The organism is Pseudomonas sp. AP19 (assembly GCF_001728855.1).
In the GTDB taxonomy this organism is placed as follows: Bacteria; Pseudomonadota; Gammaproteobacteria; order Pseudomonadales; family Pseudomonadaceae; genus Aquipseudomonas; species Aquipseudomonas fluorescens.
Genome location: NZ_LXJP01000021.1, coordinates 54,741 through 68,184 on the forward strand (window position 1 = coordinate 54,741; position 13,444 = coordinate 68,184).

A 13,444-nucleotide genomic window follows, 5' to 3' on the forward strand; every position below is an offset into this window, starting at 1 on the left:
CACGCCTCCTCCTGCAGGGAAAAAGAAACAGAGTTTCGTGTACACGGCCTACAAGGGTGAAGATGTACGACGCGCCCTGGAAAAAATGTTCCACGGCAAGTGTGCTTACTGTGAAACTTACTACGCAGCCTCGGCACCGGTGGACATCGAGCACTATCGACCGAAAGGAGGCGTAACCGAAGCTGAAACACACGGGGGATATTGGTGGATCGCCATGCAGTGGGAAAACCTGCTGCCGTCCTGTATCGACTGTAATCGCAAGCGTGGTCAGGTGATCGTCGAGGCTTCCACTAGCCTCGCGGCACTTGCTGCCACCGCATCTCCCAAGTTGCACCAGGCAGGTAAGAAAAACAGCTTCCCCCTGGCCAACAGCGGGGTGCGGGCTACGGCGGAGTCTAATGACTTTATCAGGGAGGAGCCATTGCTCCTCAATCCCTGCGATGATGATCCTGCCGCCCACCTGATGTACAGCGTCGATCCTGCACATCCCACCGGCCTGATCGTGCCCACTGGCAGTACGCAACAGCGAGAACGCGGCGCGGTTTCGATTCAGGTCTATGGGTTAAACCGCCTCAAGCTCCTTGAAGACCGAACCCGGGTGCTGCGGGCAATGGAGTTCCTCGGGGACCTGATCATTGATTTGGCGAAATCGATTGCCGACTTGGAGGCGCCTGCTGCCCAGCGTCAACTGCTTGGTACACCCGCTGTAGGCGTCGCCGCACGTTTGCGGCTGCTGCGTGACCGTATGCTGAATGAGCTTAAGGCAGCCGCCGCGCCAGAGGCCCCCTACGCGTCCATGGCAAGCGCCTGGCTGCAAGACTTCAAGCAACGACTAACCCGCTAAGCTTCGCTAGCGCTGATGGCTTTGAATGTATGCCTGCGCGCCGACGCCCTAGGACTCCCGTCATGCCCAACATTGTTCCAACTTCTGCGTGGTATCTCCCTTAAAGCGCTGCAATTCGGGGCTAGATGGAGCTGCTGCTCCGTTGGACACTTTACCTGTTGTACCTGAACCTGACTGATCAGCATTTTTATCGATCGTCATTTTCCTTGGCCACTCGCATAAGGGCAGCAAACCGTCGATTCTGTTGGAAGAGTAACTCGCCTTTCTGGCGCGGGCAAAATCTCTGCCTTGGCTGGCGAGGGATCACAGAGCATGACGGGTCAGTTATCGAGTGGGCAACAGCGACTGCTTTCTCCTTCAACCTTGAAGATCACATCCCGGCCAATCACCTTCTGCATAGCTTTGATTTACGGTGGTAGCCGTAATTGATTTTACGCAGGCTGAAAATCCGAGTTTCAACAGAGTCGGCCGTTTGCTGCCCTTTGTCGCCACTCCGTAAAAATCCCTCCGGCGGAATCACCTTTACGCTCCGCGCGCCCGTGCAGTTTCTTGAAATGGTCAACACACGCTCAGTGGTCCGGGTTGCCCGAATTAACGGTCTACAATCTGGTCATTAGGCAACACAATCCTTCTGTCTGGAGATTGCTGCGGCGGTTCAAAATGGATGGCATGCCGGTTTTTGCGCAGCATTTAATCAACGACCTTGCACCGGTCCGAGGAGGGGCGGAGCGTGGGCACTAATCCGAAATGGACGATGCCAAAGTTGCGCAACTGTACCCGTTGCGCCATCCATGCATTTTTGGTGATCGTTTTGTGGGCGGCAGCCTGCTTAGCCGCCGCCGAGCCCACAAACCTGGCCCCTGAAGACCTACAACTGAAGAAGTCCGTGAGGTCTGGTGATTCGTATGCCGTCCAGGCTGCCTTGGCAGCCGGCGGGCACATCCGTCGTAATGAATTCGAGTTTCCCCTAATGCCCATAGCGGTGGCAGTGATCCTTGATAAGCGCAATGTGCTTCCATTGTTGGTCACTGACCAAGACTCCGCCGACGAAGCCTATTTTTTTTCCATCCTGTCTGCGAACGTCGCAGCGTTCGAATCGCTGCTGACAATCCGTGCGCCCTCCCCTAAGGTCATTTCAAGCGGATTACGCCTGTTTGCTGTGCGTCTCTCCGTCGCAACGACTGAAACCATGAAGACCCGAATTAACCAGGCATTGGGAGACAGTGGCCAGCCCCCAGCCGATCCTCCATGGTGGCTGGCCCTTTTTCCCACCCCTCTGGTTTCCGCCGACGCTCCTGAGTTGAGCATCGCGAAGAAGCTGCGGGAGCTCGGATCAGATGTGCTCAATACCGGCAGCCGCTTCTTCGACGTTGTTGACGGCGGCATCGCGTGCGTGCAGACGGACGTCGCCGAAGGTGCAGAGCGACTTTTAGTTATCGTTGACCCCGACAAACTAGTCGACGCCGACCATATGCTGATCCGCACAGTGCACCGCAACGAGTTTAGAACTGATGAGGAGTTGATCGACGCGTTGGTCGAAGAAACTGAAGACCGTCTGCGTTTCATCCCGTTGCCAGATTGAGTACCCCTAGCCGTGCGCAGCTTGCCATTTACAATGAGAGGTCAATTCGATGCCCTTGGCGAGATCACGTTGGCTCAGCGCATGCGCCAGCAAGACCCGGGTTATGGGACGCTGCTGGCCATCAATGAGGTTCAAGACGTCGGAGAGCATTTATTGCGGGCGTGATTGATGGACAATAATGCTGCCCAGGTAGAACAAATGAATGCGCAATCGGAAAACTGAGAATGGCTCAGATGCCGTCGAGTCTTGGCTGGCGATACGGTACCGCTTACCTCGCTGCACTCCCTTCCTAGGCGGACAGATCAGCCTTTCTTGGTGCTGGATTTGATTCGGTTCGAAACCTGCTTTTCGGCTTGATAGTAGATTGGCGCCATCGGTTGGCCATCCCAAAAAGGTTCAAGCCCCTTGAAGTGAAGGTGCATGCCTGCGCCCCTAATTAACGGTTGGAACGGTCCGTCTGAGGAGACAACCCCAATCGATGCCAAGTGGCCAATCGGGTAAGCCCGGTTCACCCTTGATCACAACCAGTTGGGGGGTTGGCGAGTTGCAATCGCTAGCGCTGTGCCAAGACTCTATCAATTGTTGGAGTTCTTGTTTGCGGTCGCAAAAATGAAGGGCTGAAGTCATGGAGACCTTAATTTTTTGGTTGCGGGAAGGTCTCCAGTCTGTTTGCACTGATGCAAAAGTGGCCCAAGGGGATTGCTGATTCTGTATCGCCAACTATGAATAAATCTATCAGCGTAGATGTTCCTAAACCCCTCCCCCGATAGCCAAGCTCAGTTGATGAGGACCTGCAAAATTCAGTCATGCAGTACGTCTCCCTTTGACCCTGGCCGCTTGTCAGGACTGGCGGTCACCGGTCGATAATAACGCTATCTGACAGCCCCAGTTAACATACTAATGAGCAGGTTAACGCACGTTTGTGGCGATAGCAGACGTAATCGCGTGATAAAATCTTGCGAAAAAATGAGTTTGAAGGACCAAAGCACACCCGCTGCGAAATAGCGCCAGAATGCTATCATTCGCACCTCCCCTCTGCCCCTCATCGTAGGGTGGGCCACAGTAATCAATATCAGGAAAGTGCTATGACTAGTGGACTGGGCTCCATTGAAGTCTGGGATATCGAAACGACCGAAACAGTAACGCGCAACGCCCTCCCATCACTGGGGCGACCTAAAATAAATACCACCGAAGTTGACTTGGAAATCCTGAGTGAAAACCTCAAGACGGTGCTATCACGGTTCCAGGCAATGCTGGACGAACAACCGGTAGCGAAATCGGGTTATTGCGTCGATGAGATTGAAGTGTCGCTCGGGGTCAATGCTAAAGGCAGCATTGCGCTTATTGGCAAGCTCGAGGCCGGTATGCAAGCCGGTATTAAGGTGAAGTTCAAGCGAGCCCAGTAATGACGCCGAAAGACTACGTCGCATCCATGAAGGCGAACGCGAGCCGTCGCGTCTACACGGAGATTGATATCCCTTCTGCTGTCACCACTGCTTGCCAGACTGTCGGACTAAAACTGTCCGATTTGCTCACAGAACTTAACGAGAAGGATTGGGCGGAGTTTCTAGTCAGCTACTTGAAACCCCGGCTTCATCCTGTACTGATTTCGCTATTGGAATCCGACACTGTCGCGATAGGCACAATCGACAGCCCTTTCCCTGATGCCAGCATCACCAGTATGGAAAACGGCTATGCCATCCTTTTCAGTACGGGCATGAGAGAATTCGTGTACCGATTGGCACGGATCATCGCGACTCGCTTCTCGATCGCCGACCAAAGCGTTGAAGTTGAGTTGCACGAAACTGCCAGGCTGGTAGCTGAAGTGTTCTGGTGGTTCCAGGAAACAAATGTTGCCCATGGTGCCGACTATGCGATCAACGAAGCCCAGAGGCAGGTAGCAAACAATCTGGCGATGGAGGCCGAGTCGTTTCTGCTCTGTCACGAGATCGGACATATTGCTTCGGACACGCCTGGAATCCTGGAAGAACTATCGGATGACCTGCCGGGGGTGGACCGTGTAGAACACCTCGACGAGTTTATCGCGGATTTTTTTGGAACTATGTTTGTGTTGGGGACGAGAGAAGATGACCAATCTTCAGCCGACGCCATTGCCCTGCAATTCAGATACGCCGGCATAGAGTTCGTGCTGCAGATCTACCAATGCCTTGAAAAAATCGGGATAGATTTCAGCGACAGCCATCCCCCAGCGGCCGAACGTTTGGCTTTCATCCGCAACGCTATTCATCGCCGTTGTGCCGATGAAGAGTCTTGGCTTGGGTTGTCGACAATTGCCGGTGGCATCGAAGGCATCTTCGACAATATTTTGGCAATCCTCGATTCTCCGCAAGAACATGCGCAGTATTATGAGCGCAAGGCTGCGGAGTTGCTTGATGACCTTAATAGCGCGCTGCGTGAGTGTTCGGGAGGAATGGTGCCCGATTACGTGTCCTTTCATCCGTTAGCCGGGAAGATTTTTGCTAGAGGCTATCCTGAGTTTGTCATTGAACGCGTAGCGCAAGTGGCTGCAGATTTTTTTGTCGACGTGTATGCAGAGGATCAAGAGGACGCTGGGGATAGTTCGGAACAGTGGATCCGTCTTCAGCAATTCAAACTGCTACTGTCATTTGTCCAGAAAATGCCTGAGGGCGCCGTGAAAGAGCGTTTTATGGCGGCGCTTGGCTGCCCGGTGGAATAATCGCATACAGGCGTCAAAGCGTGAGGGTTTCACCCAGAGTCAGTCGTTTTGCAGGGGGTAAAATTCCCTAAAACTAAAAAAGGGGTTGCGAGATAAAATCTCGCCACCCCTTTAATTATATAGCCGGGACGAAGTAACTCTACATTCGCCCTTAGCACCCGATCCTAGTACTGGCCGACTTCAGCAGGGTTAAGTAAGAAGCTTTGCCTCAATTGGTAGCCGTCCCACTGCCCTGCACTTCCTGAATGCCACACACATTTCGTGACCAGTGATCCAGTAACATTTTGCGCTTTCCGAACAGATCTCTACGGCGATTAGCCGCCTCAACCGCACTCTCTACTGCATGTGGCTGGCGATGCCCTTCTCCGACCAGTTCTCACGCTGTGATCATAGAGGGTTACGTGGGCATTTGGTCAAGTGTGCCTGCAATCCCCAAATGAATGCTCTGCATAAAATGGTTCAGATGTGTACCAATCGACTCAGCCATAGGGTCTTGTCGACCAAGTGGATTCGCCAGTTTTGCAATCTTCAGTACGGTCGGCACCTCATTAAATCCAGGCAAGCGTAATCTGACGACCGCCTGGGCAAAAAAGAACACAAGCGGCGCGGTCCGACTTGAGAATAATGGCTCCCAATCCGAAAGGGGTCGATTAGCTTCGGCTGCATCGATGATGGCATCTATCTGCGCCAGCAATTCCGCTTTCGCGTCGTCCAGAGAGTTATACGTGCTCTTCCAGAGTTCATCATGCTGCAATGAGCCCTTAAGGTTTATGACCACCATACCTCGATTCGCAGGGCACGCGGCTGCGTCGATCTGCTTTGCGGCCTTCTGGATGTTCTCGAAGATTGTTTGACCGCTACGAGAGCTAACAGTCTTGATGGCCAACGCCCAAAGAGACGGAGCTCCCTCCTCCGGCTTGACCTCAAACATTACGTCTGGGTTATCACCTTTTGAGTTCACCGGATGGTCCAGCTGAATATTGAAGGCGAAATGCACAGCAAGCGAGCCCAGATATAGCTCAGCGAGTTTTCGGTTCACGTCATCCCGAATATCACCTTTCTTCGGCTGTACAGCCGTCGAAAATTCAGCTCCCGCTTCAAACAGCTTCAAATGCGGGATAAAGGAGTCGAATTCTGGTTGCGTCTCAACAGCTAGAAGCTTTGCCGCAAGGTCGTACATGCCTGCGGCGTCAGCAAGTAATTCTGGGTTATCAACCAATGCACCAAGACTGCGGGTCGATTCCAGTAGCTCCAATGGAGAGAGGAACTCACTCTCGATTTTTGAGCCGATCGCTGGAGTGACGCCATGCATATGTAACACGTTGATGAACCGGTCAACGATCTTGTCCGCATCTTCAAAGCTAGTGAAACTCATCAGTCCTCCAGGTCTCCAAATCGTAAAACAGCGAGTTCTGCAGCGAAGCGATCTATCAGCAGTCACCTTCTCACACCGCTTCGCACCCACTTAACGTTCGTGAGTCCACAGTAGGGTACAACGTAAGTTCCGCATTTTGCAGCTGATATCCAGTTGCAGCTACCGGGCGATCGTCAAATGCTTACCGACTAACGAGCGCAATGGGAAGACTCCTAGTCGGCAAATTCAGACGGTACGTCGACGAACTCTACGCAGTAATCGAGGACGCAGCGGATTGCCGCCCAGTTCCAGCGAGACTTTCTGAAGGCTCCATTTTTCTAATAAAGGGGTTGGCCTTGTTTTCCAGGAAGCGGAGCTTCCTCGGAGAATGCTAGGGACCTTGAACGCCTTACTTTCCCGGTGTTGAATCTGCCGCGGCTCCCCGACTCCCGGTTTTTTTCGGGGCCCGCGCCTTGGAGGCTCTCGCCTCGTCACGATCGCTGTTCTTGCGCAGTTTTGCCGCTTTCGCCGCATCTGAGACATCCAGTACCAGCACCGACGTCGTGGTAACCAGCTCTGGCGGCAGATGATTCTCCAAGGCAGCCTTCAACGCTTCAGCAGTAGTCGGTTTAGGACCCGCCGGGGGTAGCGTGACACCTAGAACCTTACCGAACCAGAAGATCACATAAATGCCTTGCCCCGCAGTGCTGTTCGCCAGCGAATAGGTCTGAAGCTGACCGCTATGCCCATACCAAAGATGGCTATGATTCGTCCGTTTCGCTTCAATCGGCACGGCCAAATTGCCGTGTGTGATTAACATGTCAGCCCGCGTCCCTCCAGTAGATGCCGCTTCACAGAGGACCTCAAAGCTACCGAAATAGCCCAGTTTGTCCCGGAGCTTGCCGGCCAACACGTCGCGACAATCATTCTCTACTTTCGGCGCTTTGTTGTCCCAGAAGAGTTTCCAAGGATTGTGCGGCGAGGGCTGCATGTCGGCGGCAATTTCTTCGAGCACAATCAGCACTAGTGCCTTCAGATCCTGGGCATCGATCGGGCCTTTACCGTCCAGTACTTTCGACAGATCCCTGGGAGAAACGAGCTTCTGAGTTTGAGAGCGGACATCCCGTCTGTAGAGCTCAAGTTCATGCCTGATTGTGTCAATCCACCGAGTGCCTTCGGCGTGGGCGACCAACTCCAGGAGGGCCGCCTCGACCCCTGGTTCCTCCGACAACGATATGGCCTTCAACACTTTCACAGTGTCTAGCCACATTCGTTCGAAATAACCCTGCATCAAAGGGGTGCGCTGGAACATAAACTGCAGCAAGAGGCAACTAACCGCTAGCGTCGACGGCGGCGTGCGCCAGTAGCCGCGCTGGGGGTATCCTTCGACGATCACCCGGTGAATGATGAAGTCATCTGCCTTGGCCAGGGCTCGCGCGAAATCACCACTGAACAAGTCCGGTCGCAGACAGACGCCGAAATAGGTCCATCGAAGGCGGTCAGCGCACTGCGGATCGGTGCTAGTGGTCAAGGCACCGCCCGCATCGTCTTTCTCCGACCAACTGTGCAGGACCTCATTGATTAGTGGTGTCAGTGCCACCTCGTCCAGGTTGAGTTCAGCCAGTCGAAGAACGCTGTCTAGAAGGCGCCCCGTCAGCCTATCGAGCTGCTGCAATGCTGTTTGTGCTGCCCACGCATGTAGCGCTGAGCGAGCTGCGTGATCACCTAGCTTGTACAAGAGTGAAGACCAGTTCGCGTCCTTCCTGTCTGCCAATTGGTGGAGAGGGAGTGGATCCTCTATCAGCGATTGGTTGAGGCGCTCAATACAATACGATTCCAAGCGCGCCTGAAGGTAGGCATCCCTCATCGACCCCGCTGCGAACAAGATCTGAAGGATACGCGGCGTCGGTACGGATGAGAGATCCTGCCCACTCTCCAAGAGGATTGAGTTAGATGCCACAGTGATAATCCCGCGGTGTTCCACTTGCTCGTCCGTCGCCCTCACACCAGCGAGCCCCATGAGGACAGACTGTGCCAGCGAGTCTCCGAATGCCTGTTGGAGCGCTTCAATGCCACTGATGCGGACGGAGGCGATGGGGCGACTGCCACAATAGACTTCCGCACCCCAGTACAAAGCATCCTGGACCAATCCTGCTGCGACCGAAGATGGCTTCAGTTGCCATTCAGCTATCTGATGGATCAGCCAGTGTTCAACGCTATCCAAGTGGTGCGCTTGCAACTCCAACTCCTCTTCAGCGTGTAATCGAACGCCTTCAAGGACTGCTTCAACAGTGGCAGAGGCAGGACTCTCGTGCAGCAAAGGGGCCAGCCAGACCGGCGCCGGCTTCCCTCGTTGGAGGGTCCAGGTGGAAACCTGTCGGCCGACGTACTGTGCGCCAACGCTGGCGATGAGCAACTCAGCGTTCAGCATCTGGCTCACCAACTTGTCAGTTGCCTTCAAGCCGATCGCGTGCAGCCCCATAGCCATCGACCCGCTATCTGCTACGTCCTGATTCATGACGAAAAGGAGCGCTTGCAGTACATCATCCAAAGTTTTCCGACCTGTCAGCCATTCTTCGGCAGCCTGTTTGAAGGTTGATTCGGCGCCGGTGATTAGACCTGTCGCGACCATCATGTGAGCGAATTCAGTCACCGTTACCGCATGGCTCGACATGACAGCGATGCAGAGCACCGAGGCGAATTTGTGCTCCTGCGAGCCAACGCCAGCCTGGAGCCGCCAGCGTTTAGGCGCATCGAGGATCAACGGTCGCCATAGGTGAGGTACGGCCACATGCCAAGCGATATCCCTGATCGCATACGCAACGCCGGCAACACGTCCCTCGTCCTGTCTACTCCGCGTACTGAGTGCTTCATCGACCCTTTGGAGGCTCGCCAAGACCTTGTCCACATCAGCGACAGCCAGTTGTCCCGAAGGGATAGCGCAGAAAAGTTGCGCAATGGTGCGCAGGTTTCCGCTCTGCTGTTCCCCAGCGTCGCGGAGTTCATCTATCCGAGCCCAGATGCCCACCGCAGAAGGCGCCGCACTGTGGAGCCAGGCCGTAACGGCTTCCTGACGGCACCACTGCGCAGTGCTTTGCCGTAACACGATGCTCCAACAGGCCTCGGCAGTGCCTGCCATAGGGGGGCCAGCGGATAACGCCTCCAGCATCATGCTGAGTCTGTGCGCTGAGGTCTCTGATTGCAGCAGGTCAATGACCATCTCCGAGAGGTCGGGGGTGATGAGTCCCACGGTGCAGATCTGTGCGGGCCCCCACTGATCTGGAGTCCATCGGAAGAACGGATCGCGTGATCCAACATCCTTCAGCAGGACGAGTCGGGAAGCGAGGGGAAGCTTCGCCGCATCGCCATGTAGCAACAGTGTTTCTGGGTCGCGCTCGACCAGTCGTTTAGCTTCATGCAGCGCGCCCTCGTTGACCAGGTGGCACGTGAACCATGCATACAGCGCCTTCAGGCCTTCTGAGGCTAAACCATCTGCAGACACCAAGAGTGCCACTGCGCGTTCGATGTGAAGTCTCGCACCACCCAGGCCGCCGGTCACTAATCGGGCAAGATACCGACCGGCAAGAAACTCCTGGATGCTGCGATGAAAGGGCAAGAAGTCCTCGCCCTTTTTGATGAACAGTGCAGTGTCCAGGACAATGTCGCGATCGGCGCCGTCCAGGCCAGCTTCATGAATGGCAAGCGTTGTGCCCTCGGCCAGACTCGATCGCTGCAGTCCATGTTTTCCCGCCAGAAGCAGGGTCAGAAAGATGCGACCGGCGTAGTCCAAGACAACATGGGGTGTAGGAGCGACGCCAGGCACGTCTTCTGCCTTGATCAGATTGTGTTCGCTTGCAAAGTGCAGCGCTCCCGATTCGTACAGCTCGAAGCGGGTGATGGAAGGCAGCCGCTCAGGCTTCACACTCATGAGAAATTTTAGCCCCAGCGGTGTCATTACAAACGGCGTTGAGCGGAGCGCCTGGAGGGTAGCAAGGAGTGCCCCCGGATTTGAGCAGCCGAACGCACCCAGCACGGCGACGACTTCCTCCTCACTGAGCGGTTGGAGCTGAGCCACCACGGGGGCAACATCGAGAGCAGCCAGTTCGCTGCCGAACGCCCTGCTGAGTTTTCCACCCGCGTTCCAATCCTCTGCCCTACAGCTCACTCGCCATCGCACTGCCGGGGTGCGCCTCAAGCCCTTCGCAATGTTTACGGCCTCCTGAATGGAGACCTCGTCGATGGCGTCGATAAAAATGGTGTGCCCACTGACCAGGTCTTCACTGCTAAAACAGAAAGCTGGTTCGCAGGATGCCGCCTCTTGGCGAGCAAAATGCGCGAGCGCTACGGTTTTGCCCATGCCAGGCGCTCCCAGCAAAACGACGTAGGGCGCATTTGCCAGATCACTTAACCGCTGGGCGTCTGCGTACTCTTCAGGTCCTGAGGATATCGAGATGAGCCGATCAAGAGGGGCTATTGTCATTGCGAAACGAACCGAGCAGCGAAGGAGGCGTCATCATACTAGATGGTCATGTCGCGACCCCACGCCTCGACTGGGCGTTTTCCAGCGCTGAACCAAACGCCCCTCCCTTTTTTGATCTTCCCGCACCCTGTCAAAGGTTGCCCGACTCACGTCCCGGTCCATAGCACGGGCTTGAATTGTATCCAGCGCTTGCTGCTGGCCAGCGCCTCAGCGAGCCTTTGGCGCCGGTTTGCCGGGCCGCCGCGGGCGTTCCGCTCCGGAATAACTGTTACTCGTCGCCAACTGTTCGCTCAACGTCTCGGCCCGGGCCCGCGCCGCCGCAGCCTGTTCGCGAGCGCTGGCCAACCCCGCTTCGGCGCGCTGCAGGCGTTGCTGCAGGTCGTGGTGCTGTTCAGCCGCGTCAGCGCCCACCTGGCGGTTCTGCTCCAACTGGTCGTGCAGGGCGTGGACTTGAGTCTGGGCGGTGGCGCGCTGCTCGCGAGCCTCGGCGAGTTCACGCTGGCTGGCGAGCAACGTCTGCTGCTGGACCTGCAGGCGGCCATTGACCTCCTTGAGCTGGGCGCTCGCTGCTTTGCTTTCCTCGCGGGCCCGGTCAATCTCGCGAAACGCCCGGTCCTCGAAGTCGCGGGTGTAGCGTTGCTGCTCGAGGCGCGCCTGCTCAGCCTGCAACTGGCTTTCCTGCAGTTGCTGGCGAGCCTCGTCGCGCTGGCCGAGCAGCTCCTCACGCTGCCGGCGCAGGTCGTCTATCTGCGTCAAGCGCTGGGTTAACAGTTGTTCCAAGTCGGAGAGCCGGGTCTCGGCTGCCTTGCGGGCGGCCAGGGCCTCGGCCGTTTGCTGGCGAGCCTGCGTGGCGTCCAGTCGGGCCCGGGTTTCAATGGCCGCCAACTGCTCGCGCTCTTCGGCCAGCACTTGGCGCTGGCCAGCAAGTGATTGTTCAACCACGCCCTGGGCCAGCGTGGTTGCCTGCTGCCAGATGGCTACAAAAGCCTGCGCCACTTCCACCGGCAATCCCGGCAGGCGGGTCTCGCCACGCAGGCGCCCGGCCAACTGTTCCCACCACTGATCGAGCAGACTGCCAACCCGCGCCGGGCTGCCGCGGCCCAACTCCAGGCGCACGCGTTCGACCGTCGGCCGCTCGCCGCGCGCCAGCACGGCGTCCGCCGCGGCGAACACCTCGTGTTCCGGTACGCCTACTGCCATGGCCCGCCTCCGCGTATATTAGGTCTGATAATGAAAGATTATCCGACATAATTTTCTGAATAATTGAAATATCATATGTTGAACGTATTAAATATTACAGATCAATTGCCTTTGGTGGACGAAACCCTGTTGGAGCCGCATTTTCTGGCGCTTAACGCCCAGGAAGCGGCGGCAGCGTTTATCGCCGCCGGCACCGCGGCCAACACTGTGCGCAGCTACCGCAGCGCCCTCGCCTACTGGTCGGCCTGGCTGCAATTGCGCTACGGCCAGGCGCTGGGGGATGCGCCGCTGCCCGTTGCCGTGGCCGTGCAGTTCGTCCTCGACCACCTGGCGCGACCGTTGGCCGACGGCGCCTGGGCGCATTTGCTGCCACCATCAATCGACACGGCGCTGGTTGCCGCCGGGATCAAGGCCCGGCTGGGACCGCTGGCGTTTAACACGGTCAGCCACCGCCTCGCGGTGTTGGGTAAATGGCACCGGATCAAGGGCTGGGATAGTCCAAGCGAGGCCTCTGTGCTGAAGACCCTGCTGCGCGAGGCGCGCAAGGCCCAGTCGCGTCAGGGCGTGAACGTCCGCAAAAAGAGTGCGATCGTGCTCGAGCCACTGCAGGCACTGCTCGCCACCTGCACCGACGGCGCCCGCGGGGTGCGCGACCGCGCCCTACTCCTGCTGGCCTGGAGCGGTGGCGGCCGGCGCCGTTCGGAAGTTGTAGGTCTGCAAGTGAGCGACGTGCGCCAACTAGATGCCGACACCTGGCTGTATGCCCTCGGTACGACCAAGACCGACACCACCGGCGTGCGTCGGGAGAAGCCGCTACGTGGCCAGGCGGCGCAGGCGCTCGCTGCCTGGCTGGCCGCCGCTCCTGCCGAGAGTGGCCCGCTGTTTCGACGCCTGTACAAGGGTGGCAAGATCGGCACTTCGGGCTTGTCGGCTGATCAGGTGGCGCGCATCGTCCAGCGCCGTGCGCAGCTGGCCGGGTTGGAGGGCGACTGGGCCGCACACAGCCTGCGCTCGGGTTTTGTTACCGAGGCCGGACGCCAGGGGGTGCCGCTGGGTGAGGTCATGGCGATGACTGAGCATCGCAGCGTGACCACGGTGATGGGGTACTTCCAGGCTGGGGCGCTGCTGGAGAGCCGCGCCAGCCAATTATATGGCGAGCCTCCCCCGGCTGAAGTACTCATCAACAAGCCGAAGGTGGAGGCTGACTAGCAAGCCAAGAGCTGGCCGGATAGCCGCTTGATTAGCCTCCATCTTGTCGTCGATAGTTGCCGATTGAGTTGGCCAAG

Annotated in this window: 9 protein-coding genes; 6 read left to right on the forward strand and 3 right to left on the reverse strand. The window is 56.9% G+C overall.

Features of this window, described 5'->3' with window-relative positions; translation table 11 throughout:
- The first annotated feature begins 37 nt into the window (after nt 1-37).
- From A7D21_RS16245 to A7D21_RS16260, 5 genes are all read left to right on the forward strand, one after another.
- A complete protein-coding gene (locus A7D21_RS16245; RefSeq protein WP_256556253.1) occupies nt 38-844 on the forward strand; it encodes an HNH endonuclease in 807 nt (268 codons plus the stop codon).
- Nucleotides 845-1,574: 730 nt separating this feature from the next.
- A complete protein-coding gene (locus A7D21_RS16250; RefSeq protein ID WP_141718226.1) occupies nt 1,575-2,426 on the forward strand; it encodes a hypothetical protein in 852 nt (283 codons plus the stop codon).
- Between the two features lie 33 nt (nt 2,427-2,459).
- Nucleotides 2,460-2,591, forward strand: coding sequence for a hypothetical protein (locus A7D21_RS36250; RefSeq protein ID WP_256556254.1), 132 nt, complete (start codon nt 2,460-2,462; stop codon nt 2,589-2,591).
- 920 nt (nt 2,592-3,511) lie between these two features.
- Nucleotides 3,512-3,832 carry a hypothetical protein gene (locus tag A7D21_RS16255; RefSeq protein ID WP_069552136.1) on the forward strand — a complete coding sequence of 107 codons (321 nt, stop codon included), beginning with the start codon at nt 3,512-3,514 and terminating at the stop codon, nt 3,830-3,832.
- Nucleotides 3,832-5,124, forward strand: coding sequence for a hypothetical protein (locus A7D21_RS16260; RefSeq protein WP_069552137.1), 1,293 nt, complete (start codon nt 3,832-3,834; stop codon nt 5,122-5,124). The genes A7D21_RS16255 and A7D21_RS16260 overlap by 1 nt, the downstream gene beginning before the upstream one ends.
- 397 nt (nt 5,125-5,521) lie before the next feature.
- On the opposite strand, the gene A7D21_RS16265 is transcribed toward A7D21_RS16260, so the two are convergent.
- The 3 genes from A7D21_RS16265 to A7D21_RS16275 form a co-directional block, all read right to left on the reverse strand.
- The gene (locus A7D21_RS16265; protein WP_069552138.1) at nt 5,522-6,499 is read right to left on the reverse strand and encodes a hypothetical protein; all 978 of its coding nucleotides are present in this window, start codon (nt 6,497-6,499) and stop codon (nt 5,522-5,524) included.
- 388 nt (nt 6,500-6,887) lie between these two features.
- Nucleotides 6,888-10,835 (reverse strand): hypothetical protein, encoded by a 3,948-nt coding sequence (locus A7D21_RS16270; protein ID WP_141718227.1) that lies wholly within the window; start codon nt 10,833-10,835, stop codon nt 6,888-6,890.
- Nucleotides 10,836-11,165: 330 nt separating this feature from the next.
- A complete protein-coding gene (locus A7D21_RS16275) occupies nt 11,166-12,158 on the reverse strand; it encodes a DNA-binding protein (protein WP_069552140.1) in 993 nt (330 codons plus the stop codon).
- Nucleotides 12,159-12,236: 78 nt separating this feature from the next.
- On the opposite strand from A7D21_RS16275, the gene A7D21_RS16280 reads away from it, so the two are divergent.
- Nucleotides 12,237-13,367: a site-specific integrase gene (locus A7D21_RS16280; RefSeq protein ID WP_171902617.1), complete on the forward strand. Its 1,131-nt coding sequence runs from the start codon at nt 12,237-12,239 to the stop codon at nt 13,365-13,367.
- Nucleotides 13,368-13,444 lie beyond the last annotated feature (77 nt).